Source organism: Arthrobacter sp. LT660 (genome assembly GCF_056172845.1).
On sequence record NZ_CM149651.1, the window covers coordinates 715407 to 741606 of the forward strand.

At 68.3% G+C, this 26200-nt stretch carries 24 protein-coding genes and 1 tRNA gene; 5 read left to right on the forward strand and 20 right to left on the reverse strand.

Features of this window, described 5'->3' with window-relative positions; all coding sequences use genetic code 11:
• Positions 1-45 precede the first annotated feature (45 nt).
• Genes AC0QSG_RS03305 through AC0QSG_RS03315 form a run of 3 tightly spaced genes read left to right on the forward strand, consistent with a single transcriptional unit; the run spans position 46 to position 2086 of the window.
• Complete coding sequence (locus AC0QSG_RS03305; RefSeq protein WP_475376645.1) at positions 46-1182, forward strand: S-(hydroxymethyl)mycothiol dehydrogenase; 1137 nt, start codon at positions 46-48, stop codon at positions 1180-1182.
• On the forward strand, positions 1179-1808 hold the full coding sequence (locus tag AC0QSG_RS03310) for an MBL fold metallo-hydrolase (RefSeq protein WP_475376646.1): 630 nt from the start codon (positions 1179-1181) through the stop codon (positions 1806-1808). The genes AC0QSG_RS03305 and AC0QSG_RS03310 overlap by 4 nt, the downstream gene beginning before the upstream one ends.
• Positions 1787-2086 carry a hypothetical protein gene (locus AC0QSG_RS03315; RefSeq protein WP_475376647.1) on the forward strand — a complete coding sequence of 100 codons (300 nt, stop codon included), beginning with the start codon at positions 1787-1789 and terminating at the stop codon, positions 2084-2086. Before AC0QSG_RS03310 ends, AC0QSG_RS03315 begins: the two co-directional genes overlap by 22 nt.
• Here the strand turns inward: AC0QSG_RS03315 and AC0QSG_RS03320 are convergent.
• Complete coding sequence (locus tag AC0QSG_RS03320; protein ID WP_475376648.1) at positions 2083-2820, reverse strand: lipoate--protein ligase family protein; 738 nt, start codon at positions 2818-2820, stop codon at positions 2083-2085. The two genes, AC0QSG_RS03315 and AC0QSG_RS03320, sit on opposite strands and share 4 nt — an antisense overlap.
• Positions 2821-2873: 53 nt before the next feature.
• Between AC0QSG_RS03320 and AC0QSG_RS03325 the strand changes: the two genes are divergently transcribed.
• Positions 2874-3488, forward strand: coding sequence for a uridine kinase (locus AC0QSG_RS03325; RefSeq protein WP_435728698.1), 615 nt, complete (start codon positions 2874-2876; stop codon positions 3486-3488).
• Here AC0QSG_RS03325 and AC0QSG_RS03330 read toward each other — a convergent pair.
• From AC0QSG_RS03330 to AC0QSG_RS03340, 3 genes are all read right to left on the reverse strand, one after another.
• A complete protein-coding gene (locus AC0QSG_RS03330; protein WP_475376649.1) occupies positions 3445-4287 on the reverse strand; it encodes a thioesterase family protein in 843 nt (280 codons plus the stop codon). The genes AC0QSG_RS03325 and AC0QSG_RS03330 overlap by 44 nt on opposite strands.
• Positions 4288-4367: 80 nt before the next feature.
• Positions 4368-6065, reverse strand: coding sequence for a DUF5671 domain-containing protein (locus AC0QSG_RS03335; RefSeq protein WP_475376650.1), 1698 nt, complete (start codon positions 6063-6065; stop codon positions 4368-4370).
• Entirely contained in the window at positions 6062-6529 is a 468-nt protein-coding gene (locus AC0QSG_RS03340) for an LpqB family beta-propeller domain-containing protein (RefSeq protein WP_475376651.1), read from the reverse strand. Before AC0QSG_RS03340 ends, AC0QSG_RS03335 begins: the two co-directional genes overlap by 4 nt.
• Positions 6530-6689: 160 nt before the next feature.
• On the opposite strand from AC0QSG_RS03340, the gene AC0QSG_RS03345 reads away from it, so the two are divergent.
• A complete protein-coding gene (locus AC0QSG_RS03345) occupies positions 6690-8216 on the forward strand; it encodes a CYTH and CHAD domain-containing protein (RefSeq protein ID WP_475376652.1) in 1527 nt (508 codons plus the stop codon).
• Positions 8217-8222: 6 nt separating this feature from the next.
• On the opposite strand, the gene AC0QSG_RS03350 is transcribed toward AC0QSG_RS03345, so the two are convergent.
• The 16 genes from AC0QSG_RS03350 to AC0QSG_RS03425 form a co-directional block, all read right to left on the reverse strand.
• Positions 8223-10310, reverse strand: coding sequence for a SpoIID/LytB domain-containing protein (locus AC0QSG_RS03350; protein ID WP_475376653.1), 2088 nt, complete (start codon positions 10308-10310; stop codon positions 8223-8225).
• A gap of 294 nt (positions 10311-10604) precedes the next feature.
• The gene (gene nrdF / locus AC0QSG_RS03355) at positions 10605-11579 is read right to left on the reverse strand and encodes a class 1b ribonucleoside-diphosphate reductase subunit beta (RefSeq protein ID WP_435728692.1); all 975 of its coding nucleotides are present in this window, start codon (positions 11577-11579) and stop codon (positions 10605-10607) included.
• A 100-nt stretch (positions 11580-11679) separates the two neighbouring features.
• The gene (gene nrdE, locus AC0QSG_RS03360) at positions 11680-13800 is read right to left on the reverse strand and encodes a class 1b ribonucleoside-diphosphate reductase subunit alpha (RefSeq protein ID WP_475377263.1); all 2121 of its coding nucleotides are present in this window, start codon (positions 13798-13800) and stop codon (positions 11680-11682) included.
• Between the two features lie 17 nt (positions 13801-13817).
• Positions 13818-14312, reverse strand: coding sequence for a class Ib ribonucleoside-diphosphate reductase assembly flavoprotein NrdI (nrdI, locus tag AC0QSG_RS03365; protein WP_435728691.1), 495 nt, complete (start codon positions 14310-14312; stop codon positions 13818-13820).
• A 33-nt stretch (positions 14313-14345) separates the two neighbouring features.
• Positions 14346-14591: a glutaredoxin-like protein NrdH gene (gene nrdH / locus AC0QSG_RS03370; protein ID WP_435728690.1), complete on the reverse strand. Its 246-nt coding sequence runs from the start codon at positions 14589-14591 to the stop codon at positions 14346-14348.
• A gap of 450 nt (positions 14592-15041) precedes the next feature.
• Positions 15042-15117 (reverse strand) — tRNA-Ala (locus tag AC0QSG_RS03375).
• A gap of 95 nt (positions 15118-15212) precedes the next feature.
• Entirely contained in the window at positions 15213-15635 is a 423-nt protein-coding gene (gene rsfS / locus AC0QSG_RS03380) for a ribosome silencing factor (protein WP_435728689.1), read from the reverse strand.
• A gap of 38 nt (positions 15636-15673) precedes the next feature.
• Positions 15674-16678, reverse strand: a complete 1005-nt coding sequence (locus tag AC0QSG_RS03385) for a hypothetical protein (protein ID WP_475376654.1) — start codon at positions 16676-16678, stop codon at positions 15674-15676.
• 15 nt (positions 16679-16693) lie between these two features.
• On the reverse strand, positions 16694-17272 hold the full coding sequence (nadD, locus tag AC0QSG_RS03390; protein WP_475376655.1) for a nicotinate-nucleotide adenylyltransferase: 579 nt from the start codon (positions 17270-17272) through the stop codon (positions 16694-16696).
• 46 nt (positions 17273-17318) lie between these two features.
• Positions 17319-17546 (reverse strand): hypothetical protein, encoded by a 228-nt coding sequence (locus AC0QSG_RS03395; protein ID WP_475376656.1) that lies wholly within the window; start codon positions 17544-17546, stop codon positions 17319-17321.
• Between the two features lie 97 nt (positions 17547-17643).
• A complete protein-coding gene (locus AC0QSG_RS03400; RefSeq protein ID WP_475376657.1) occupies positions 17644-19014 on the reverse strand; it encodes a glutamate-5-semialdehyde dehydrogenase in 1371 nt (456 codons plus the stop codon).
• Positions 19015-19073: 59 nt separating this feature from the next.
• The gene (gene proB, locus AC0QSG_RS03405; RefSeq protein WP_475376658.1) at positions 19074-20213 is read right to left on the reverse strand and encodes a glutamate 5-kinase; all 1140 of its coding nucleotides are present in this window, start codon (positions 20211-20213) and stop codon (positions 19074-19076) included.
• A 2-nt stretch (positions 20214-20215) separates the two neighbouring features.
• Positions 20216-21784 (reverse strand): GTPase ObgE, encoded by a 1569-nt coding sequence (gene obgE / locus AC0QSG_RS03410; RefSeq protein ID WP_475376659.1) that lies wholly within the window; start codon positions 21782-21784, stop codon positions 20216-20218.
• A 138-nt stretch (positions 21785-21922) separates the two neighbouring features.
• Positions 21923-22177, reverse strand: a complete 255-nt coding sequence (rpmA, locus tag AC0QSG_RS03415; protein ID WP_435728682.1) for a 50S ribosomal protein L27 — start codon at positions 22175-22177, stop codon at positions 21923-21925.
• A gap of 46 nt (positions 22178-22223) precedes the next feature.
• Positions 22224-22532 carry a 50S ribosomal protein L21 gene (gene rplU / locus AC0QSG_RS03420; protein WP_373970569.1) on the reverse strand — a complete coding sequence of 103 codons (309 nt, stop codon included), beginning with the start codon at positions 22530-22532 and terminating at the stop codon, positions 22224-22226.
• A 198-nt stretch (positions 22533-22730) separates the two neighbouring features.
• The gene (locus AC0QSG_RS03425) at positions 22731-26174 is read right to left on the reverse strand and encodes an Rne/Rng family ribonuclease (RefSeq protein ID WP_475376660.1); all 3444 of its coding nucleotides are present in this window, start codon (positions 26172-26174) and stop codon (positions 22731-22733) included.
• Between the last annotated feature and the right edge of the window lie 26 nt (positions 26175-26200).

Here is a 26200-nt window from a genome sequence, read left to right on the forward strand (position 1 = left end):
CTACCCGTTGGCCGCCGCTCGCGGTCGAGAGGATGGACCCTCCCCATGCCACACAAGGTCAAGGCCGTTGTCGTCAAGGCCAAGGACGCCCCGGTCGTCATCGAAACCATCATCGTTCCCGATCCCGGTCCCGGGGAGGCGGTGGTCGACATCCTCACCTGCGGGGTCTGCCACACCGACCTGCACTACAAGCTCGGCGGCATCGGCGACGAGTTCCCCTACCTGCTCGGCCACGAGGCCACCGGCGTCGTGAGCCAGACCGGACCCGGGGTCACCGAGATCGCCGTCGGGGACCGCGTCATCCTGAACTGGCGCGCGGTCTGCGGGACCTGCCGCGCCTGCGCCAAGGGCACCCCCCAGTACTGCTTCGACACCCACAACGCCACCCAGAAGATGACCCTGGAGGACGGCACCGAACTCTCCCCGGCCCTGGGCATCGGCGCGTTCGCCGAAAAGACCCTCGTCGCCGCCGGACAGTGCACCAAGGTCGACGAGGACGTCGACCCCGCCGCCGTCGGCCTGCTCGGTTGCGGCGTCATGGCCGGCATCGGAGCGGCCATCAACACCGGGGAGGTCAAGCGCGGGGAATCCGTGGCCGTCATCGGCTGCGGCGGCGTCGGCATCGCCGCGATCGCCGGCGCCCGGCTCGCCGGGGCCACCACCATCATCGCCGTGGACATCGACCCCGCGAAGGTCGACCTGGCCAAGACCCTCGGCGCCACCCACGGGGTCAACTCCCGCGAGGAGGACCCCGTCGCCGCCATCCAGGGGCTCACCGGAGGGTTCGGCGCCGACGTCGTCATCGACGCCGTCGGACGCCCCGAAACCTACAAGCAGGCCTTCTACGCCCGCGACCTCGCCGGACGCGTCGTCCTCGTCGGCGTCCCCACCCCCGAGATGCAACTCGAACTGCCGCTGCTGGACGTCTTCGGCCGCGGCGGATCCCTGAAGTCCTCCTGGTACGGCGACTGCCTCCCCAGCAGGGACTTCCCCATGCTCGTGGAGCAATACAAGCTCGGCCGCCTGGACCTGGACGCGTTCGTCACCGAACGCATCGGACTGGACCAGATCGAGGAAGCCTTCGAGAAGATGCACGCCGGCACCGTCCTGCGCTCCGTCGTGGAAATCCAGGCCGCGGGAACGTCCACGCCGGCTGTCGGGGCGACGGCGGTGTCCGCATGAGCGCCCGCATCGAACACCTCGTCACCTCCGGCACCTTCTCCCTGGACGGCGGGACCTGGGACGTGGACAACAACGTCTGGATCGTCGGGGACGACACCGAGGTCTTCGTCATCGACCCCGCCCACGACCCGACCGCCATCGCCGACAAGGTCGCCGGCCGGACCGTCAAGGCCGTCCTGCTCACCCACGGGCACGACGACCACATCCGCCACGCCCGCGCGTTCGCCAACCGCGTCCAAGCCCCGGTCTACCTGAACACCGCGGACCAGATGCTCTGGGAAGACGTCTTCCCCGGCACCACCGCCGACTCCCCGATCGCCGACGGCGACACCTTCAAAATCGCCGGCACCACACTCACCGCCCTACACACCCCCGGCCACTCCCCGGGCTCCACCTGCTTCCACGCCCCCGACCTCGGAACCCTGTTCAGCGGAGACACCCTCTTCAACGGCGGCCCCGGCGCCACCGGACGCTCCCACAGCGACTTCGGCACCATCATCGAATCCATCCGCGACCGACTCCTCACCCTCCCCGCCGAAACCATCGTGAACACCGGCCACGGCGACACCACCACCATCGGCACCGAGGCACCCCACCTCAACGAATGGATCACCAGAGGCCACTAAACACGGAACCCGACGCGCGGCGCCGACCCTCGCTGGGGAGGGTCGGCGCCGTCGTCCTGTTGCTGGCAGCGGCCGCCGTTCCCGCGACGGCGATGTTCGGCTGGTTCGCCTATGGTCCGCTGTCCGCCATGACGGAGTCTGCGCCCGAGGGGCTCGTGGTGCTTACCCAAGGGCAGGCCGTGGGCGTGCTGTTGCTTGGACTGGGCCTGAGCGGGCTGGCGTTCCTCGCCGGACTGCGATTCGGCCGTGGTCCGCGCCAGCCGGAATTCCGCCGTTAGCGGTCGATGATCCGCGTGTGTTGGGCGTAGGCGTCCAGCACGGCATCCTCGACGTCCGCGACCCGGACACCGGGAACCAGATCGTCGACGGCGCCGGCGGTGGCCGGGTCCATCGGCAGGTCCATGGCCGCGTAGACGTCGCGAAGGACGGCGCGGATGGGCGCGGAGTCCTCCACCACGAAGACGCTGGCGAACAGCCAGGCGCCGGCGACCACGCGCTGCGCCGTGCCGACGAGCTTGACCGGCACCGACGCCGTCGAACCCGGCCCGGGCAACCCGTGGACGCTGTACTCCCCCGCGCAGTACTCGCCCGGGATCTCGCCGACCGCAGCGTCGACGCCCAGTGCGCGCAGCGCCGACGCGTATAGTTCCCCGAGCACCCTGAACCGGTGCTGGTGGCCGATCATCGCCTCGTTGGCCGGTTCGACGTGGTCCACGATCAGCGTGCCGCGGTGGTAGGCCGCCGCCCGGCCCCCGGCCCTGCGGACCACCGGCGCGAATCCGGCACGCCGCGCCGCGTCGACGGCATCGGCATAGCCGGACAGCCGCACGTCGCGCTGGCCGAAGGCAAGCGTGGGTTCCGGGCGGTAGATCCGTAGAGCCGCCGGGCGGCTTCCTCCGCGCACCGCGTTCAACAGTTCGAGGCCGGAGCGCAGGTCGGCGGCCGGGTCGCCCGAAACGTCCGTCCGCAGAATGCGCAGGGGCTGGTCGGCGTCGGGGTTCCACACGGTCATAACCTCGATTCTATGGTGCACATGGGCCCGCCGGTACGGCCCCATAATGGAGGGTGCCTTCACCGCAGACCCCCCTGATTCTCCTCGGCGGCGCCTCCGGTGCCGGCAAGTCCTACCTGGCCGCCCGCTACGGGCGGCCCCACGTGGAGCTGGACAACTTCTACCGCGAGCTCGCCGAGCACACCGCCGGCACTCCCCTGCCGCTGACCCCCTATGACGAGGTCGACTGGGACCACCCGGGGACCTGGAACCGCGACGCCGCGGTCGAGGCGCTCGTCGGTCTCCTGGGACGCGGTCGCACGGAGGTCCCCGACTACTCCATCGCCAGCTCGAGCCACAGCGGATACCGCACGGTGTCCCTCGCGGAGGGACCCGTGGTGGCCGAGGGTGTTTTCGTGGACGAGGTCGCGGGGCCACTGCGAGCCCGCGGCGTCGCCGCCGACGCGGTGTATATCGACGTGCACCCGCTGACGACGGCGGTCCGCCGCTTCGTGCGCGACGTGCGCGAACGGCGCAAACCGGTGCCGTTCCTGCTTCGGCGGGGTTGGGCCCTGTTTCGCGCCGACAGCGCCAACCGCCGGCGCTACCTCGCCGCGGGGTTCCGGCCGCTTGCTAAGCGACGCGTCAGGGCCCTGCTGGCGGGGCCTGCGGCATCGGACGCACCGTGAGGATCTGCTCGCTGCGGCCGAACGGCCCGACGACGTCGTGGAGCACCGCGGACGTGAGCCCGACGCCGTCGTTCCCGTAGGTCTGCTGGGCCTGCAGACCCAGCCATTCGCCGACGGGTCGGCGGTGCATGTGGATCTGGAGGTCGACGTTGGGGAACATCCACGATGCGGGTCCGGGTTCGACGCGCGGCGCGACGCCGTTGGCGGTGTCCACCAGCCCCAGCAGCCGCACCAGGTCGGAGGTCTCGGCGCCGGCCACCATCGGGTGTGGCGTGCGGAGCCAAACGACTCCCCGGCCCGGCCGGTGTCCAGGCTCCACACGGAAATCCAGTTGCTCGATGTACCCGCCGGGCCACGGGGACATGCCGTCCCACGGCTGCAGCCGTTCCGGGTGCGACACCGGGTGGTCTTCGAAGGCGGCGACGCTGGCCGAATCCTGGGTCTTGAGCCGCCAGGCGCGAGCGACGATGGCGGTCCGGCCGGCGCAGGACAACTCGGCCTCGAGGAGCTCGATCGTGCGTCCTGGCCGAACCAGGCGCGTGCGTACCTCGAACTCGCCGCCATGGATGATGCCCAGGATGTCCAGGCCGACCTTGGCCATGCGCATGTCAGGTCGCGGCTGGAACAGCTCGAGTTCGTGGGCGATGATTCCGGTCGCCGGAGCCATGTGCTGCTCGTGCGCATTCCAGGCTCCCTGCGCGTGCACGGTGGAGCGGTAGCGGCCGTCCCCGAGGGGCTCGTAGAAGAAGTCGCCGACGGCGAGTTCCGTGGTGTGCCCGGGCATGGGGGCCTGCGTCATTGCGGGGTCCTTTCCTGCGGCCGTGGCGGCCGTTCCTCATGCCACCCTATGCCGCCCCGCGCCGCCGGGGAAACCGGTTCCTAACCCGCCTCGGCGCCGATCGGAATGACTTCCAGGCTGTCGTCGGCTTCCACCAGGACCAGGACCCGGCGCGCGGACACACCGGTTAACCGGCCCACCAGTTCCCCCACCAGCGCCGCCCCGTCAGGCAGGGACCCCTGGGCACCGTCGGCGGTGTCCCCTCGGACCCACACCGTCACGCGGGCCCCCGTGGCCTCGCGGACAGTCGAGGCGAGCGCGCCGCCGTCGTCGTGCGAAACGACGAGTACGACGCTTTCTACGCTGATCCGCTCGAAGCCGGCAGCGTCGCCGGAGCTCCCTGCGTCGGAGGCGACGGCGAGCGCCGAGCGGTCCCGCCGCCAGAGGCCGAAGTGGTAGGCGGCGACGAGGCAGGTGGCCGCCAGCAGCCCGAACGGGGCTCGAATCCGCTCCAACAGGCTGGACCCGGTGACGTCGTCGAGAAGGAACTCGAAAAGGCGGAAACCGATGACCAGAAGGGTCACCAGCGCGACGACGGCGCTCACCCCAAAGACGGCAACGAGGTACACCCGCCTGCCTGCGGGGTCGGCGGCCGCGGCGGGACGCCAGACGATCCACCAAATGGGGGCGCCGACCAAGAGGGCGCTGATGCCGCCCAGAAGCAGGGTCCGGGCATCCGCTCCGGCCAAGGGGGTGGCGGCCAGCGCCATGAGCGAGTTCACGACCACGCCGATGCCGGTGGCCGCCCCCACCAGGGCAACCGCGGAGACCACCAGCCGGGCGGCCAAGCTCGTGGTCTGGCCGCGGGATTCCGCCTCCGGGTGGTGGTAGGCCCACACCAGAAGGCCGATGGCGCCGGCCGCCAGAGCCATCGGCAGCGAACCGACGAGTTCCACGATCGGATCCGTCCGGTCCAGGGCCAGTCGGAGCAGCACAAAAAGCACTGTTCCCATACCGCCGAGGGCGAGCGCCGCGGCAAGCAGGATCCCGACCACCAGCAGGACGACGTCGGCCAGGCCGCCACGGAGGTTACGTGCGGACTGTCGCATCCAGTGCCACCACCAGATGGCCGCACCCCCGACTGCCCAGGCCGCTGCGCCGATGACCGACGTCCACCACGGCCCCCCCACCGTCGTGGCATCGGCCAGCGCACGCACTGCCGCGTCCAAGACCCCCGCGATTGCGCCAATCCCGTTGGCGACGGCGATGAGCAGACCATAGGCGGCGCCGATGACCCAGGGGACGCTGTGCAACCTGAGTGGTCCCTTCGTCCGGTGACGCGACATCCACAGGTGCCATAACCACACGGCTGCCCAGATGAATCCGGTGGACAGGTTCGACTGCCAGCGGTGTGGCTGGCCGGCCACGGCGTCGGCCAGCAGCGAGAGCAGCGACACCGTGGCGGTCACGAGGGCCACGATGTACATGGCAGAGACGTAAAGGCCCCACGACAACGCGGAGCGTTCCGTGTCCGTGTCGGCGCGCCTCCACACGACCCACCACAAGAGCGCCGCCAAGGGACCGGCAATGAGGGTGAAGGCCAGCGAGAGCGCCAGTCCAGTGACATCGGTCCCGGCGAATTCGGCTCCTTCACCGAGCAGCCGCGCCACGAGGCCGCTGAGACCGCCGGCCGCCGTCGCCACCAGAACGAACAGGAGGACGTAGACCACCAGTCGCCTCACGGTCGATTGCGTCCGGCTCGGCGCACGGCCGGTAGACGACGTCGTCGCGGCGCTCATTCTTCGAATCCTGCAGGGGGGCAGGCCGCCAGCTCCCAAGGGGCGGTGTCGATGAGCCATCTGTCACCTGAACGAGTGAGATCGAATCGACCCTCTGTCTCGTATTCCGAGGCTCCGAGGGGGTTGCCGCCGCCTTGGCCGACGGTGAGGGTGACCTCGACGTCGGCGGAATTCGGCCGCTCCGTGGTCGAGATGAGGGTCACGCGCATGTCGGATGAGAACGACTCGCCGAAACCCTCGCATTTCTTTTTCGCCCGTTCGGTCAGATACTCCGCCGCCAGTGCCTCGTCGCCGTCGATGACGGCTGCGGCATAGCGTTGGACGACGCCTTGCGGCGTGCCCTCGTCGAGCATCTCGGGCTCTCCACGCGTGAACACGACGGCGAGGGCAACAACGACCAGGACAGCAACGGCCGCGGCGATGCCCAGCAGTGTCCTGTCCGGTTTCTTCCGGGCTTCGTTCATGGCCACATTATGGCCCGGGGATGGGGGGTTGACTAGCGCGTTCAGGTCACGAATCGGCACGGGGCCCGCAGGTGCGGGGACAGGCGGCATTGCCGCGCCGGTATGCCGGGCCTAGCGTGGGTAGACACGGGTACGACGGCCACGACGGGAGATCATCGAAATGGCGGAAACAAGGCGCTACGTGGTTGCCGCGGATGCCGTTCCGCCGGACCTGACCGTCCTCCCGGGGATAGCCGATGTGGCTGAGCCGTTCGACGAACACCACATCGACGTCCACTTCGACACGGCCACTCTGCGGCTCGCCGTTCGGGGCATGGGAATCCGGCGCAGAACCGGTGGCGTGAACGCGGGTTGGCGGATCGACGGGCTCCCGGCCGCCGCGGCGCACACGGACGACGTCGTGCCCCCGGACGTCGTGCCCTTGGGCCGCGAGGACGCGGTGCCGCCGCCCATCGCGGACCGCGTGCGCGCGATCACGCGCGGGGAGTCCCTGGTGCGTGTCGCCCGGACGACGGAGCACCGCACCGTTCGGCGGCTGTACGGGGACTCGGGCGAACATGTGGCCGATTTCATCGACAGTTCTGTCACCGGCGAGTCGTACGCGCATGAGCCGCCGTGCGCACCACGGCGGACGTGGGCCGTCGTTCCGTCGCGGCACGGCGCCAGCGAGCCGCGGGGCGCCTCCGGTCTCCTGGCGGCGGTCGGTGCGCCCCTGACGGAGGCGACCTCCGACGTCGAACCGGCGCTCGGGAATGCCTACCCCCGCCGGACGCCGGCCACTGAACACCGCGGCGGCAGGAATCCCCGGGTATGGCACGTGGTGGAGGCCTACGTGGCCGCGCAGACAACCGAGTTGATGGACGCCGACGCGGGCGTACGCTGCGACGATCCGGACGCCGTGCACCGCATGAGATCGGCAATCCGGCGGATCCGTTCGGTGCTCGGCGTCTACGGGCGCGTGCTGCGCCGTCCTGCCCGGGCCGCACTCTCGGACGAATTGAAGTGGCTGGCCCGCGCACTGGGCGACGCACGCGACGCCCAGGTCCTGCGGGACCGGCTCCTGGCTCCTCACTCGTCGCGCGAGGAGGCCGCGGACCCGGGACTCCGGCGGCTTGCCGCGCGGCTGGACCGGGACCACGCGGAGGGATACCGGCGGACGTTGAAGACCATCGACTCGGAGCGCTATTTCGCCCTGTTGGACACCTTGGACAACGTGGCCGTTCTTCGGAGGCGCAGGGGGCTCGGGCGCAAGGCCGCGGCCGCGGCGATGCCGAAACTGGTGGACCGGGATGCCGCCCGGTTCCGGGCGTCCGCCGATTCGGCCGCCAGGACGGGCGCCGGAAAACGTCGGGACGAGGCTCTGCACCGGGTGCGCAAGGACGCGAAGCGCCTCCGGCACGCGACGGAGCCCGCCACTCAGGTCCTCGGTAAGCGTGCGAAGCGCTTGGGGCGCTCCGCACGGCGGATCCAACGGATCCTCGGGGACCACCAGGACAGTGTGCTGGCCCGCCGGTTTCTGGCCGAGATACAGGTGGACGCGGAAACCGGCGGAGCGCCCAGACCGACTCCCACGGAGCTGCGGATATATGGCGAACTGGCCGCCGAAGAGGAGTCCGCCGCAAAATCCGCCCGCCGCCGCTACCGGAAGGCGCTCAGGAAGCTGCGGGCGCAGCCACCGCTTGCCTGACCGGCGCTAAGGCGCCGATACGTCCGTGATCCACGCCGACTTGGTGGGGAGCGAGGCTCGGAACTTCGCGCCGGTGATCGTGCGCGTTTCACCGTTGGCGGCCGTGGCGGTCGCCGAGGAGACGGTGAGGTCTGCGTTCTTGGCCACGGACACGGACACGATGTCTCCGATGCCGAACGCCGTCGCCATCTTGGACTGGGTTGCCGTGTAGGCCCACGCCCGGTTCGGGTTGCCGGAGAGCGGGGACACCGAGTAGGCGTCGCCGCGGGACTGGAGATACGCGTGGGGGTTGCCCCACACGGACTGTGCCGTGCGGGTCATGCCGCCGGAGGAGGAGAAGTAGACGGCGTCGATCAGGTAGCCGTTGTACTTGACCACGGTGGCGGAGGTTGGGATGCCGGAGGCCTTGGTCTGTGTGGCGTCCACGGCGGCCTTCCACTTGGCGCCGCTCACGCCGCCGCCCTCGTTTTCCTTGCCCCACCCGGTGAACTTCTGCGAGGCGACCTCGTCGTAGACGTTGCAGCCGCAGGCGGACTTCAGGGTCGCCATGTTGCGCATCGCGTATGTCCGGCCGGCGATGGCCTGCGCCTGAAGCGCGGCCGGCTCCCAGCTGGACGGCATTTCGGCGAGACCGTAGAGATACTCGTCGTTCATGCGGAGCTGGTTCACGAGGTTCAGCTTGCCGCCCAGGACGGACACCTCGATCTGTCCGTGCCGGTACGTGCCGGCGGCGGATCCGCCGTTGGCGTTGGGGACGGATACGGTGCCGATGACCGCACCGGGCCAGTGGCGGGTCCCCTCCCACTGGACCGTGAGGGCGCCGTCGACCGTGTGCGTCTCGGAGCCCATCGTGGCAACCACCTTTCCGTTGACGAGCTTGAGCGACACGGGCGACGACGTGGTGGCCAAGGGCGCGGACCCGTCAAGGATTCGCAGGCGTCCCCCGGACGGGGTGATCGTGCTGGCGGTCGTGGACAACAGTTGGACCCTGATGTCGCTGGAGGCCAGGGCCGTCGTCGTCGCCGTGCGGGCCGGCGCGTAGTAGTGCTCCAGGATCGCCGCCGCGCCGGAGCCGGCCTTGGCCATCCCCTGCGCGCCGTACTGGCTCATGCCGACGCCGTGGCCCCATCCCGCACCGGAAATCGCGAACGTCGCGGGGACGTCGACGTGCTCCACGCCGGGCGGATCGGCCGGAGCGGGAGCAGGGGCGACGACCGGCGGTGCAACTGGACGCGCCACGGCGGGCGGGGCGACGTACGCCGCCAAATAGGACCCGGAAGTCCAGCCCGTGGCGGTCCCGACCTTCACCTGCCGCCAAACAGTCGTTCCGTGCTTCACGGTCTTGCCCGTGGCGGCCACCGCCGTGCCCTTGGACATCAGCGTCAGGACCCGGCCAGACGGCGCCGACACACGCAGGTACACGTTGGCCGTCGTCGTGAACTTCCCGGGCTTGCCCGAGACGATTTTTGGCGCCGTTGGGGCCTTCGCCACCGGCTTGGCGACGGACTGGGCGACGGGCTTGGCCGCGGGCGCCATCTTGAGGTACGCGCTCGCGGACCACCCGGTGAGCGAGCCGTACTTGACCTGGTACCAGGTGGTCCCGGAGACCTTGCGGGCGGCTCCGGTGGTGATGACCGTGGAACCCTTCCTCAGGGTCGTGATTGCTGCTCCGGTCGGCGCGCTGCGACGCAGCAGCAGGTTCGCCGTGGTGGTGTGTTTAACGTTCTTCGCGGTGGTCGGGGCGGTTGGCTGCGGAACAACGACCTTGGCGATGGTCTTCGTGACGTAGGACCTGGCCACCCAACCGGTACGCCCGTTGGCCGTGACCTGGTACCAGGAGCCCTTGGTGGCCCGCACGGTGAGCTTGGTGCCCTTTTTCAGCAGCACGATGGCGCGGTGACGGGTGGACGCGCCGGTGCGGAGGTAGAGGTTTGCGCTCGTCGCGTATGTGGTGCTGGTCTTCGTTGTGGCGGCGGGGAGTGCCGACGCCGCCGTCGTCGGCGCAACGGCGGCCGCCACGGGCAGCGGCATGGCACCCGCGGGTCCCGCCGCACCAATCCCGAAGGAGAGGACGGCCAGAGTCGCCACGGACATCCAACGCGCCCTCGTCGCGAATCGGACAGGTCGAGGTAAGGCGACATTGGTGTTCATGGTTCCCCCGTGCAGCGAGTGATGAAAGTTGCTGAGGAAAACTGTAGGGGTAAAAGTGCGTAGTGTGTATCTATTTGTGGCGCGTCAAGCGACGACACGCCGAAGGGGTGCAGGTTTGGCGTGGCAATCCCCGCGTGGACCCGCCAAGGACGCGGCAAAGGGCCTGCCCCAGCGCGGGGGCAGGCCCTTTGGAATCCGCAGGCTCTGGGGTGCAGTCGGTCGCTCCCGTGGGAGGTCCTAGAACTCCCAGTCCTCGTCTTCGGTGTTCACGGCCTTGCCGATGACGTAGGAGGATCCCGAGCCGGAGAAGAAGTCGTGGTTCTCGTCCGCGTTGGGACTCAGAGCCGACAGGATGGCCGGGTTCACGTCCGTGACGGAGGCCGGGAACATCGCCTCGTAGCCCAGGTTCATCAGGGCCTTGTTGGCGTTGTAGTGCAGGAACTTCTTGACGTCCTCGCTCAGCCCGACGCCGTCGTACAGGTCGTGCGTGTACTGGACCTCGTTCTCGTACAGCTCGAAGAGCAGCTCGAACGTGTAGTCCTTGAGCTCTTGCTTGCGCTCCTCGCTCAGGGACTCGATGCCCTTCTGGAACTTGTAGCCGATGTAGTACCCGTGGACGGCCTCGTCGCGGATGATCAGGCGGATCAGGTCGGCCGTGTTCGTGAGCTTGGCGCGCGAGGACCAGTACATCGGCAGGTAGAAGCCGGAGTAGAACAGGAACGACTCCAGCAGCGTGGAGGCGATCTTCTTCTTCAGCGGATCGTCGCCGTGGTAGTAGCCCTCGACGATCCGGGCCTTCTTCTGCAGGTTCTCGTTCTCCGTGGACCAGCGGAACGCGTCGTCGATCTCCTTGGTGGAGGCGAGCGTGGAGAAGATCGAGGAATAGCTCTTGGCGTGGACCGACTCCATGAACGCGATGTTCGTGTAGACGGCCTCCTCGTGCGGGGTGATCGCATCGGGGATGAGCGAGACGGCGCCGACGGTGCCCTGAAGCGTGTCCAGCAGCGTCAGCCCGGTGAAGACGCGCATGGTGAGCAGCTTCTCGGCCTCGGTGAGCGTCCCCCACGACTGGACGTCGTTGGACAGCGGGATCTTCTCCGGCAGCCAGAAGTTGTTGACCAGTCGGTTCCACACCTCGACGTCCTTATCGTCCTGGATGCGGTTCCAGTTGATCGCTTCGACGTGGCTGAGCAGTTTGACCTTCTCGGTCATGTCATCCCCTGACTTTCCTTGAGCATTGCAAAGGGTAATTCGAATCTATGCGTACGACGGCGGGTGGGCACCCGCCGTCGTACGTGTGCGCCAGCGGCGACTACAGCATGCAGGAGACGCAGCCCTCGACCTCGGTCCCCTCCAGCGCGAGCTGGCGGAGACGGATGTAGTAGAGCGTCTTGATGCCCTTGCGCCACGCGTAGATCTGCGCCTTGTTGATGTCGCGGGTCGTGGCGGTGTCCTTGAAGAACAGCGTCAGCGACAGGCCCTGGTCCACGTGCTGGGTGGCGGCCGCGTAGGTGTCGATGATCTTCTCGTAGCCGATCTCGTACGCGTCCGCGTAGTACTCCAGGTTGTCGTTGTCCAGGTAGGGCGCCGGGTAGTAGACGCGCCCGATCTTGCCCTCCTTGCGGATCTCGATCTTCGACGCCACCGGGTGGATCGAGGAGGTGGAATTGTTGATGTAGGAGATCGACCCGGTCGGCGGAACGGCCTGCAGGTTCTGGTTGTAGATGCCGTGCTCCATGACGGACGCCTTCAGCTCCAGCCAGTCCTCCCGCGTCGGGATGTGCACGCCGTCGAAGAGCTCGCCGACGCGTGCGGTCTGCGGCACCCACTCCTGCTCCGTGTACTTGTCGAAGAACTCGCCCGTCGCGTATTTCGAGTCGGCGAAGCCGCCGAAGGCCTCCCCCTTTTCCATGGCCAGCCGGTTGGAGGAGCGCAGGGCGTGGAACAGCACGGTGTAGAAGTAGATGTTCGTGAAGTCCAGGCCCTCCTCGGAGCCGTAGTGGACCCGTTCGCGCGCCAGGTAGCCGTGCAGGTTCATCTGGCCGAGGCCGATGGCGTGCGACTGCTCGTTGCCCTCGGCGATGGACGGGACGGAGGAGATGTAGGACATGTCCGACACGGCGCTGAGGGCGCGGATGGCCGTCTCCACCGAGGCGCCCAGGTCCGGCGAATCCATCGCCTTGGCGATGTTCATCGAGCCCAGGTTGCAGGAGATGTCCTTGCCGACGACGTCGTAACCCAGGTCCTCCGCGTACACGGACGGGGAGGACACCTGCAGGATCTCCGAGCACAGGTTGCTCATGGTGATCTTGCCCTTGATCGGGTTCGCGCGGTTCACCGTGTCCTCGAACATGAGGTACGGGTAGCCGGACTCGAACTGGATCTCGGCCAGGGTCTGGAAGAACTCGCGGGCGCTGATCTTGGTCTTCTTGATCCGCGCGTCGTCGACCATCTCGTAGTACTTCTCCGTCACGGAGATGTCGGAGAAGGGCACTCCGTAGACGCGCTGGACGTCGTACGGGGAGAACAGGTACATGTCCTCGTTCTTCCTGGCCAGCTCGAACGTGATGTCCGGGATCACGACGCCGAGGGACAGGGTCTTGATGCGGATCTTCTCGTCCGCGTTCTCCCGCTTCGTGTCCAGGAACCGGTGGATGTCCGGGTGGTGGGCGTGCAGGTAGACGGCGCCGGCCCCCTGGCGGGCACCGAGCTGGTTGGCGTAGGAGAAGCTGTCCTCGAGGAGCTTCATCACGGGGATCACGCCGGAAGACTGGTTCTCGATCTGCTTGATCGGGGCGCCGTATTCGCGGATGTTCGTCAGCGAGAGGGCCACGCCACCACCGCGCTTGGAGAGCTGCAGGGAGGAGTTGATGCCGCGGGCGATCGACTCCATGTTGTCCTCGATGCGCAGCAGGAAGCAGGACACGAGCTCTCCGCGCTGGGCCTTGCCGGCGTTGAGGAACGTCGGCGTGGCCGGCTGGAAGCGGCCGTCGATGATCTCGTCGACCAGCTGGGTGGCCAGCTCCTCGTCCCCACGCGCGAGGTGCAGGGCGACCATGCACACGCGGTCCTCGTAGCGTTCCAGGTAGCGCTTGCCGTCGAACGTCTTGAGCGTGTAGGAGGTGTAGAACTTGAAGGCGCCAAGGAAAGTCTCGAAGCGGAACTTCTTCTTGTAGGCGCGGGAGAACAGATCGCGCACGAAGTTCATCGTGTACTGGTCGAGCGTTTCGCGCTCGTAGTACTCGTGCTTGATGAGGTACTCGAGCTTCTCGTCCAGGTCGTGGAAGAACACCGTGTTGTTGTTCACGTGGTCCAGGAAGTACTGGCGCGCGGCCGCCCGGTCGGCGCCGAACTGGATGCGGCCGTCCTTGCCGTAGAGATTCAGCATGGCGTTGAGCTCGTGGTACCCGAGCCCTTCGAATGCGGCGGGCATTTCCTTGCCGTCCGTGGTCACGGCCGGCTCTGCGACTGTTGTGTCCAAAACTGTTCCAATCCTTGGCGTACGAGGTCCACGTCTTCCGGCGTGCCCATGAGTTCAAATCTATAGAGAAGCGGAACGTCGCACTTGGCGGCGATCTTGCGCGCGGCAAGGCAATAGGAGGTTCCGAAGTTGGTGTTGCCGGCGCCGATGACGCCGCGCAACAAGTCCCTGTTCCCCGCGTTGTTGAGGAATCGCAGGACCTGTGGGGGAATCGAATGCCTGCCCTCCTCGCCACCGTAGGTGGGAAGAAGCAGGACGTAAGGACCGGTGGCCACGAGTTCCGGTTCGCTCGCGTAGAGCGGTATCCGGGTCGATTCGAGACCCAATTTTTCGACGAACCGCTGCGTGTAGCCGGAGGCCGAGGAAAAGTGGACCAGGGACGTGGCCGTGGTGGTTGTGCCGGCTCCGTCCGGGGACCGGTCCCGTGAGGACCGGCCCGGGGCCACCGCTACTCCTCGTGGCATGGGAACCGCCTTGATTGCTTGCTGGGGTGCTGCCTAGGCGACGGAGGACGTCGCGGCCAGCGCGAGCTCGTTGATCTTGTCCGGGCGGAAGCCGGACCAGTGGTCGGCCTCGGTGATGACCACCGGCGCCTGCATGTACCCGAGGGCCCGGACGCGCTCCAGCGCCTCGGGATCCTGGGAGATGTCCACGCTCTGGTAGGCGATGCCCTTCTTGTCCAGTGCGCGGTAGGTTGCGTTGCACTGAACGCAGGCTGGCTTCGTGTAAACCGTGACGGTCATGGCCCTGATCCCCTCATGCGAAATGTCTGTTTAAATGGTTCCGGTCCGGATGCCCGACCGCCCTGGACCACGGCGTCAAACGGGGCAATTTCGGGCTCTTTCCCGTACCGACCCCCTAGGCCGCTCCAGCGATTTCAATACTACATGTAGTGCAGTCGGGGTACGCCGACCCCTAGATGATGTATTACAAGTATGTCATTCGTGGACTCCATAGTCCACAGCCCATGTGGAGAAAAGACAGCCGTTCTCCCCCGCGAATCCGGAGTTCCGGCGCGACCGTCCACAGGCTGTGGAGTCGGAACCCATAGGCGCGACTCATGGCGTGTCGAGCGCGGCTCGGCGTGTCGTCGACAACGGTTTTCCAATTGATCGCCCCGCCATGCGCGGACCGACCCAACGCGAAGGCACCCCGGTCGGATGACCGGGGTGCCTCGATGCGATGCGTCCCTTTGGTGGAGGTAAGGGGATTCGAACCCCTGACCTTCTGCATGCCATGCAGACGCGCTACCAACTGCGCCATACCCCCAAACGGGTGCCGTCCGGCCGGAGCGATCCGGTGGACAACTCATCCATCATAGGGCACCGGAAAACCGGGGTGCAAATCCCGGCAGGAGGGCGGCGCTAATCCTGCTCGGCGGCTTCCTGGACCGTATCCTGCTCGATAACCGGCTTGCCCGGTTCTCCCGTGGTGGGGAGCTCGATCGACGGGCAGTCGCTCCACAGGCGATCCAGGGCATAGAAGACACGGTCCTCCTCGTGCTGGACGTGGATCACGACGTCGAGGTAATCGAGCAGGACCCACCGGCCCTCGCCTCGACCCTCGCGGCGGACGGGACGCAGGTCCATCGACTCCCCGAGCGCGTGCTCGATCCCGTCGACGATGGCATTGACCTGGCGTTCGCTGGAAGCCGAGGCGATGAGGAACGCGTCGGTGATCCCGAGGCGTTCGCTCACGTCAAGCGCGACCAGGTTCTCCGCAAGCTTGTCCGCCGCGGCGAGCGCGGCGATGCGGATGATTTCGAGGGAGTGGTCTGCAGAGGCCATGGGGCTCCTTAGTAGGTGTTGCAGACGCCAGGCGGCGCCTAGCGTGAGTTCATCATCAGGATCAGGCCGGTCACGAGCGTTGCCGCTCCCACGACGAGCGATCCAAGGACCACGAGAGCAAGGCGATTCGCCCGACGCACTCCGGCGGTCATGTAGTCCAGCGGATCCAGCCCCTGGGCCGTGACGGCTTGAACGGGGATGGCATCGGGCCGGACCGCCGCTCCGACTTCGGGTTCCGTGGGCCCGACCGGCGGTTTCGCCGCCAGCTCGAGCCGAAAACCGCTGGTTTGCGGTCCGCGGACACCCGTGTTGGCCAGGTCCTTCTCCGCCTGTTGGTCCCGAAGCTGGGTCATGGAGCCCGTAAACGGGTCCGAGCGCACCTGCTGCAGACGTTGCGAGTTGGCTTGTTCGAGGCGGCGGCGCTCGGCGACCCGTCGATTGATGACCGCCGCGCGCGCGGCATGTTCGCGTTGCTTGGCGAGTCGCTCCAGGTTCATCAGCCCGGTGTCGTCGGGTGCCGACTCGTCAGCGTCCTCGTCCGTGCCGGGTGTCAGCCCCATCAGCTCGCGCCGCGCCGCGAGCGCCGCCTCGACGCTCATGCCGTCGTCGTTGGCCTCGGCCGAATTTTCTTGCGCCGACTCGGCCTTGGCCACCGCAAGCGACTGCAGCCGCAGCTGCCGGCGCGTCACGGGTCCGGGGCTCGCCCCCGGCGCGGCATCGGAAGCCGTGCCCGTCTCGAGACGTCGCCGGGTACGCAGTGCCTCGCGGTCCCGGGCCCGTTGCAGGGAGGTGCGTTCGGGCACCGCGTCGACCGGAGCGTCCGCGGCACGGCGCGACCGGTTGGCGCGGGCGACCCGTGCCGCGGTGGCGTCGGTCGGTTCGGCTATGGGGGCGCGCTGGGGAGCCGCTGGGTCTTCGGGCGACGAAGGATTGCGTTCGACGCCGTCGGCCGACGAACGCTCGTTGCGGCTCGCGGCCTCCCCGGCTCGTCTCTTTTCGCGCAGGGACCGGCGGCTCACCGCGGGCCCTTGGTCGTCGCTCATGCTATCCATTCCCGGCTAGGCGCTGTCGTCTCCGCCGTCGTCACTATACAACTCGTATTTGGCGATGTACTGAACCACCCCGTCCGGCACGAGGTACCAGACCGGCTTGTCGGTCTGTACCCGGGTCCTGCACGCGGTGGACGAAATGGCCATCGCGGGCACCTCCAGCAGGCTGACGTCCTGCCGTCCGAGGTCGGGAAGTTCGTGTCCCGGTCGGGTGACGCCCACGAAGTGCGCCAGACTCCACAACTCGTCGATGTCCTTCCACGAAAGGATTTGCGCCATCGCGTCGGCACCCGTGATGAAGAAGAGGTCTGCCTCGGGGCGGAGTCGGCGAAGGTCCCGCAACGTGTCGATGGTGTACGTCGGCCCGGGACGCTCGATGTCCACGCGGCTGACCGTGAAACGGGGATTCGACGCCGTGGCCACCACGGTCATGAGATACCGGTGTTCGGAATCCGTGACCACGCGGTGCGACTTCTGCCACGGACGGCCCGTGGGCACGAACACCACTTCGTCGAGATCGAATTCCGCGGCCACCTCGCTCGCGGCGACCAGGTGCCCGTGGTGGATGGGATCGAACGTGCCTCCCATCACCCCCAGGCGAAAGGGCCGCGCGGAGCCCTTTGCCTCGGTTTCGCTAGTGATGCTCGACGCCGTGCTTGTTGGCGTGCTGGCGGTGGGCATCCGGAATCTCTGCGTGGATCTCGTGGCGCCGGCCGACGTTGGAGAAGGAAACCGTGACCAGAAGCATCAGAAGGAACAGCGCCATGATGCTGCCTCCGACCAGAAGGGCGGTGCCGGTCGCGGACTCGGCTTCGGCTTCCGCCGCGCTGGCCAGCACTGCTGCGAACTGCTGAGTGAGCATGTCTCTCCTAGTTTGGTTCCGTCCACGCGGAGGACCCGGTCGGGGGCGCGCGAAACTGATCTTGCTTGGGCTCTATCGTACCTACTGGGCCAAGGGTCTACGAACGGACGTGGCCGTCGCCCTGAACGATCCACTTGGTGGTCGTCAGCTCCCGCAGGCCCATGGGGCCGCGCGCGTGCATCTTCTGCGTCGAGATGCCCACCTCGGCACCCAGCCCCAGCTGTCCACCGTCCGTGAAGCGCGTGGATGCGTTGACGATCACCGCCGCGGAATCGACTTCGGCGACGAAACGCTCCGCGTTGACCAGATTGTTGGTCAGGATGGCCTCCGTGTGTCCCGTCGACCAGCGACGGATGTGCTCCAGTGCGTCGTCCAATGTATCCACCACCGCGACGGCGAGGTCGAGGTCCATGTATTCGGTGGCCCAATCCTCGTCGGTGGCCGCCACTGTGGGCGTGTCCCCCGCGATGCCCGCGGCGCGGGGGTCGGCATGGAGCCGTACACCGGCCGCGGCCAGCGCGGCGAGGACAGCGGGCGCGGCGGTGGAACCGGGGTGTACGAGCAGGGTCTCGACCGTGTTGCAGACCGACGGCCGTTGCGTTTTGGCGTTCAGGAGAATCTCGACGGCTGCGTCCTCGTCCGCGGATTCGTCCAGATAAATGTGCACATTGCCCTCCCCCGTCTCGATGACGGGAACCTGGGCGTTCTTTACCACGGACTGGATCAGGGACCGTCCGCCGCGCGGAATCAGCACGTCCACTTTTCCGCGGGCACCCATCAGCGCAGTGGCACCGGCGCGCCCGTATTCGTCCACGCTCTGCACCGCATCGGCGGGGAGCCCCGCTTCGCGCAGGGCATCGCGGATGAGATGCACCAGGACACGATTGGTCTCGGCGGCCGCGGAACCGCCCCTGAGCAGCACTGCGTTGCCGCTCTTGAGCGCCAGGCCTGCGATGTCGACGGTAACGTTGGGACGTGCCTCATAGATGGCGCCAACGACTCCCATCGGGACGTAGACCTGCCTCATGCGCAGCCCGTTGGGCAGCGTCTGCCCGCGGAGGACGCTGCCGACGGGATCGGGAAGGCCGGCGAGTTCTTCGAGGGCAGCCACCAGGGCGTCCACGCGGGAATCGTCCAGGCGGAGCCGGTCGAGCAGGGCGTCGGAGGTGCCGGCCGACCGCTCGCGGTCGAGATCCCGCCCGTTCGCCTCCAGCACCGGGCGCCGCCCAGCGTCCAGCGCCCGGCCGATGGCGTTGAGTCCCCGATCCTTCCAGTCCCGGTTCGCGCGTGCCAGATGGCGCGACGCGAGGCGTGCCCGGTCGGCCATGGCGGCAACGGCCTCGACCGCCGAGGGCCCCGTCGGTGCCGCCGGCGGCGTCCGGGTCGTCTCCGTCGCCGCGTGGGGTGCGGATGGGGAGGGGGCGTCGGCGTGCGCGGCTTCTTCAGCCTGGTGGACATGCTGGGTCATGGCACCAGTTTAGTACCCGGGCCGTCGGGTGCCCGCATGTTGCGGCCCGGCGCCTGCGCTTAGACCAGGACGAGGTCGTCGATGTGGACGACGGACCGTTCGTAGTGCGGGCCGAGATTCCGCGACAATTCGCGCGTGCTGCGCCCCAGCATCTCGGGCAGCTCGACCGACGAGTAGTTGACGAGGCCGCGGGCTACGACGGTCCCTGCGGCGTCGGCGATCTCGACGGGGTCCCCGGCCTCGAAGTTGCCCTGCACGCCCGTGATGCCGGCGGGCAGCAGCGACCTGACGCCGGAGGCAACCGCGGCAACGGCGCCGTCGTCGAGCACCAGCCTGCCCTGCGTGCTGGCGAGGTGCGCGAGCCACAGCATCCGGGCCGGCCTGCGGTTGCCCCGCGAAGCGAACCAGGTGCCGACGTCCTCGCCGGCCAGGGCGCGCGCCGCGTTGCCGGTGGACGTGACCAGTGCCGGAATGCCGGACTCGGCCGCCATGGTGGCGGCCTCGACCTTCGTGGCCATCCCGCCCGTTCCGACGCCGGCCTTGCCGGCGCTGCCAATGCGCACACCGGCAAGGTCGGAGGCCGAATCGACCCGGGGAATGCGTGTCGCTCCGGCCTGCGGAGGACCGTCGTAGAGTGCGTCGACGTCCGAAAGGAGCACCAGCGCGTCGGCCTTCACGAGGTGCGCGACGAGTGCGGCGAGGCGGTCGTTGTCCCCGAACCGGATCTCATGGGTCGCGACCGTGTCGTTCTCGTTCACCACAGGCACGACGCCGAGGGACAGCAGGCGGCTCAGGGCCCGGAACGCATTGGCGTACTGCTGGCGACGGATCAAGTCGTCGGCCGTCAGAAGCACCTGGCTGACGTTGACGCCGTGGGCGCCGAAAGCCTGGGTGTACCGTGCCATGAGCAGTCCCTGGCCCACGCTGGCGGCGGCCTGCTGCGTCGCCAGGTCACGCGGCCGGCGGGCGAGGCCGAGCGGAGCCAGACCGGCGGCGATGGCACCGGAGGACACCAGGATCAGTTCCGTCCCCGCATTGCGGACCGCGGCCAGGCGGTCGACCAAAGACGCCAGCGCGGCCTCCGAAATCCCTCCGCCGATGGTGGTCAACGACGAGGAGCCGACCTTCACCACCACCCGGCGCGCGCGGGCCAGGTCCGCCGGCTCGCTGACCGCGGACGGCTTCCGGTTTTCCCGCATGACTACTCGCCGTCTGCCTGCGGACGCTGCTGGTGCTTGTAGTTGACGGACTCCGTCCAGACGCCGGCCTTGCGATCGGCCTCTAGTTCGTCCCGAGCCGCGGCACGGCGGTCCTTGCGGTCCTGATGGTCCTGTTTTTTCTGCTCGCGCGTGGGCCGGTTGAGCTCTTCGAGGCGCACGTCGTGGCCGCGCCGCGATCCGAGCAGCTCGGCGCCCGCGGCCATGGTGGGCTCCCAGTCGAACAGCACGCCCTCGCGATCGTCGCCGATGACCACGGCGTCGCCGGGCTTGGCGCCCATGCGGAACAGCTTCTCTTCGATGCCGAGCTTGGCCAGGCGGTCCGCCAGATAGCCGACTGCCTCGTCGTTGGTGAAGTCGGTCTGCTTGACCCAACGTAGCGGCTTCTCCCCCAGTACCCGGAAGAGCGGCTCGAGGTTGCGCTCCTCGCGGCGGATGTCGAAGCCCTTGGAGTTCACGGCCCGGGGACGCAGGACCGGAACCGGTGCGATCGGCGGGGCCGCATCGATGAGTTTTCGGGCCTCTTCGACCAGCCCGGCCATCGCGAACGTCAATTCACGCAGTCCCGTGCGGTCCAGCGCCGAGACCTCGAAGACTCGGTATCCGCGTTTTTCGAGCTCGGGCCGCACGAAACGGGCCATGTCGTCGCCGTCGGGCATGTCGACCTTGTTCAGGGCAATCAGTCGCGGGCGTTCGTTCAACGGAATGATCTGCCCGTCGACCCCGGCGAAGCTGGAATCCACCTCGTAGGCGTCGAGCTCCGCCTGGATGGTGTCGAGGTCCGAGATCGGATCGCGGTCCGACTCCAGGGTGCCGCAGTCGAGCACGTGGACCAGCGCCGCGCAACGCTCGACGTGGCGGAGGAACTCGTGGCCGAGGCCGCGTCCCTCCGAAGCGCCCGGGATCAAGCCGGGCACGTCCGCGACGGTGAAGCGGACTTCGCCCGCCTGTACGACGCCGAGGTTCGGAACGAGGGTGGTGAACGGGTAGTCCGCGATCTTGGGACGCGCGGCGGAGATGGCCGCAATCAGGCTGGACTTGCCCGCCGACGGGTAGCCGACCAGCGCGATGTCCGCGACGGTCTTCAACTCAAGGACAATATCGCCCTCGGTGCCGGCGATGCCGAGGAGCGCGAAACCGGGTGCCTTGCGCTTCTGCGAGGAAAGCGCCGAGTTCCCGAGTCCGCCGAGCCCGCCGGACGCGGCCACGTACTCCGTTCCCTCGCCCACGAGGTCGGCGAGGATGTTTCCGCTTCGGTCCTTGACGACCGTTCCCTCGGGAACGGGAAGGATCAGTGTTTCGCCGTGCTTGCCGGGACGCATGTCCCCCTTGCCGCCTTCGCCGTTGCTCGCATGGCGGTGCGGCAGGTGGTGGTAATCGAGCAGCGTTGTGGTCTGCGGGTCGACACGCAGGATCACGTCGCCGCCATTGCCGCCGGCCCCGCCGTCGGGACCGCCCAACGGCTTGAACTTCTCGCGCTTGATGGAGACACAGCCGTGGCCTCCGGTTCCACCGGATACGTGAAGGACCACGCGGTCTATGAACGCTGCCACTGACGGGACTCCTCTTTAGGGTGCGCCGCCGGGGCGGCGGCGCGATGTTGCCGATATGCGGGTACTGCCGAAATGCAACTGGAGGGCGGGCCGAACGGCCCACCCTCCAGTCTAGTAAAACTCGCTGTCGCCGGACTACTAGTCGGCGGCCACGATGTTCACGACGCGGCGTCCGCGGCGGGTGCCGAACTCGACAGCGCCTGCTGCGAGGGCGAACAGGGTGTCGTCGCCTCCACGGCCGACGTTGGCTCCGGGGTGGAAGTGGGTGCCGCGCTGGCGGACGATGATCTCGCCGGCGGAGACAACCTGTCCACCGAAGCGCTTGACGCCCAGGTACTGGGCGTTGGAATCGCGGCCGTTGCGAGTGGAACTCGCGCCCTTCTTATGTGCCATTGAATGTGCCTACCTTCAAATCGGGGGGAAACTGCTCTCCGGCGCCTTAGGCGATGGAGGTGACCTTGACCTTCGTCAGCGCGGAACGGAATCCCTGGCGCTTCTTGTAGCCGGTCTTGTTCTTGAACTTCTGGATGACAATCTTCGGGCCGCGGAGGTTCTCCAGAACCTCGGCGGTGACCGTGACCTTGGCCAGCTCGTTGGCTGCGGACGTCACCTTGTCGCCGTCGACCAGAAGCAGGGCCGGGAGCTCAATGGTGCCGCCGGCTGCCACGGGGACGCGGTCAAGGGTAACGAAGTCTCCAACAGAGACCTTTTCCTGGCGGCCGCCAGCGCGGACAATCGCGTACACCACTTTGGTACTCACTTCTCTCGACGTTTATTACTCTAACTGCGCATAAGGCACCCGCAACTAGGTTTCGGGTTTGCGCCGTGCTGTCACGCCGAGCGGAAATTCCGATTAGCTGGCGTTCGCACCGAAGATCAAGGTTACGCTAATCCGGCCCGCCGGGGCAAATACACGCTGCCCCGGCGAGTCGTCAAGAGCGTACGCCTAAAGTTCCGACGCCGGAACGCCGACGCCGAGCACCAAGGGGCCCGTTCCTTCTCCGTCGGACGGCGCCGCGACGTTCTCGTCCGACAGCCGTGCCACATGGGCGCTTCCGACCGCGGCGGACGTGCGTGAGCCGTCCGTGGAGGTGTTCTCGATCGGCGTGTCGCCCGCGCCCTGCGCACTGCGCGCCGAGCGATTGCGCCGGGGTCGACGAGGCCGCTCTTGGGGCTGAGCGAGCTCCGTGGCCACCGACGGCCGACGGGCTTCGGCCGGCTCCGATACCGCGGGCGGCTCCGTCTCCACAGGCGCGACGGACTGGCCCGCGACTCCCGACACCGCCGGACGCGGGTTGGTTTCCGGCGTCGTTTCCGGCGCCGCGCCACGGTTCCCCGAGGAGCGCCGGTTGCGCCGTGGGCGCTCGGATGCGGCCGACTCTTCCCGAGGCGCGGGCGTCGACGACTCCGGTGGCGCCTCGGATGACGCCGACCCTGCTGCGTGGCCCTCCGAACTGTCGGCGGATGTCCCGAACGCCGCGGACAGCGACTCGAGCGTCAACGACGGTGCCTGCTCCGGCGAGGAGGCGCGGCGCCGACGGCGCGAGCGCGGGAGACGAACTTCCTCGCCGGCGATCCTCAGGACCTGGTCCTCGTCCTGTTCGCCCTGCCCGGCGTCCACCGGCTCCGCGGTCCCCGCAGCGGACGGCAACGGTTCCACCGCGGCTTCCTGCTCAGTGCCCTGGTGTGCCTCGTGTTCGTGGGCGGCCTGCGCGGCGGCGGCGATGGAGGCGAAGGCCGCACGTGCGGCGGTTGCCTTCGCCGCGCGCTCGGGGTCCTCGGGCGCCGGCGTCGGAGCATGCTGGACCTCCGCACCCGTGTCCTGGTCCTTGTCCTGGCCGCGGCGCCGGCGGCGCTCCTGCCGGGGCGCGCGGTCGTTGCGCGGGCCCGCGGGAGCCTCGCCCTGGGACGGGAAGGAACGGCGGTGCTCCACCGGCTCCTCGTGCGTGACAACCCCGCGGCCGTTGCAGGCCTCGCAGTTCTCGCTGAAGACCTCCAGCAGCCCGGTGCCCATGCGCTTGCGCGTCATCTGCACCAGACCGAGCGAGGTGACTTCGGCGACCTGGTGCTTGGTTCGGTCGCGGCCGAGGCACTCGACCATGCGGCGGAGCACCAGGTCCCGGTTGGCCTCGAGGACCATGTCGATGAAGTCGATGACGATGATGCCGCCGATGTCCCGCAGCCGCAGCTGCCGGACGATCTCCTCGGCCGCCTCCAGGTTGTTCTTGGTGACGGTTTCCTCGAGGTTCCCGCCACTACCCGTGAACTTGCCGGTGTTGACGTCGACCACGGTCATGGCTTCGGTGCGGTCGATCACCAGCGAACCGCCCGAGGGCAGGAACACCTTGCGTTCGAGGGCCTTGTGGATCTGCTCGTCGAGGCGGTTCGCCGTGAAGATGTCCTCGTCGGACGTCCACTGCTCCAGGCGCGACAGGAGATCCGGGGCCACGTAGGTCACGTAGGCCTCGATGGTGTCCCACGCCTCTTCGCCGGAGACGATCAGCTTGGAGAAGTCCTCGTTGAAGACGTCGCGGACCACCTTGATGGTCAGGTCCGGCTCGCCGTAGAGCAGCTCGGGAGGCGCGGTCTTCGTCGACGTGGACTTGGCTTCGATGGACTCCCACTGGGCGCGCAGGCGGTTGATGTCGTTCATCAGCTCTTGCTCGCTGGCGCCTTCGGCGGCCGTGCGGACGATCACTCCGGCGTTTTCCGGCAGGTGGTCCTTCAGGATCTTCTTGAGGCGGTTGCGCTCGACGTCCGGCAGCTTGCGGGAGATGCCGGTCATGGATCCGCCCGGGACGTAGACCAGGTACCGGCCGGGAAGCGAGATCTGACTGGTCAGCCGCGCGCCCTTGTGGCCCACCGGGTCCTTGGTGACCTGGACCAGCACGGAGTCGCCGGACTTCAGCGCGTGTTCGATGCGGCGCGGCTGGCCGTCGAGGCCGGCCACATCCCAGTTGACCTCGCCCGCGTAGAGCACGGCGTTGCGGCCACGCCCGATGTCGACGAACGCCGCCTCCATGGACGGAAGCACGTTCTGCACCTTGCCGACATACACGTTGCCGATCAGGGAGTCCTGCTGCGTCTTGGACACGAAGTGCTCGGCAAGGATGCCGTCCTCCAGGACGCCGATCTGGATGCGGTCCTCGCGCTGGCGGACAATCATCTGGCGGTCGACGGATTCGCGGCGGGCGAGGAACTCCGCCTCCGTGATGACATGTCGCCGGCGGCCTGTCTCGCGCGACTCGCGGCGGCGCTGGCGTTTGGCCTCGAGCCGGGTCGAGCCCTTGACGCTGGTCACCTTGTTGGACGGGGCGGGCTCGGGGGCCGCCGCACGCGGGCCGCGGACACGCGTCACCGTGTTTGGCGGATCGTCGTCCTGTCCGCCCGTCAGCTCAAGATCGGCGTCGCCACGGCGGCGGCGGCGACGGCGGCGCGAAACGACGCCGTCGCCCTCGGTGCCGTTCTCGTCCTGCTCCTGGTCCTGGGCCTCCGGGGCGGGCGTTTCGATGCCCTCTTCCCGGGCGCGTCCCCGACCGCGGCGGCTACGGCGTCCGCTGGAGCGTTCTGCCGAATCGTCCTCGGTGGGCGCCGCATCGGCACCTGCGGGCTCGGCGGACCTATGACGCGTGGGTGCCACGACTGCGGTGAGGTCCGGCGCGTGGAAGAGCAGGGACATCGGCGATTCGGGGACCGCGAACGGATCCGCGGCACCACTCGACGGCCCGGTGGCCTCGACGGCGTCCGTGGACGAGGAACCCGCGTTTTCCACCGCGCGGCCCGAAGCGGCGGCGTCGGCTGCGGGGACGGCCGCATCGGCGGAGGCCGGCTTCTCGGCAGGCTCGTCGGTCGACTTCTTCGTGCGCCGGACCGGGGCCTTGCGCGTCCTGGTGGCCTTGGCCGGTGCTGGTTCGGCCGGGACGGCCTCCTCCGCGGAGCCGACCGCAACAACTGATTCGGCCTCCCCTGCCGGAGCCTCAACGGCGGCTGCCGGGATTGCTTCCTCGGTTTTCTTGGCCCGGCTCGCACGGCGGCGGACGGGCTTGACCGGCGACTCGGTGGACTCCTCAGGCGGGGCACCGGCGGCGGGGACATCCGTGGCGGCGGTAGGCGCCGCGGGTCCCTCCGCCTCGACCGGCTTCTTGGCGGCCGTACGGCGACGGGGCGAACGCTTGGCGACCACGGGCTCGCCCGGTGCCCCCTCCTCCGTAGACGAAGGAACCGCACCGGGAGCGGTTGCCTCGGCGGCGGGCATCTGGATTCCCGACGCCCCGGCGTCGTCGTCGGCCTTCTTGGGTGCCGTTCGCTTGCGCGGTGCGCGCTTCTTCGGGGCGTCCTCTGCGACGGCGGTAGCCGGCGTTTCGTTCAGTTCTTCGTTGGTCGTTTCCATGAAAGGCCATACTCCTACCCGGGGAG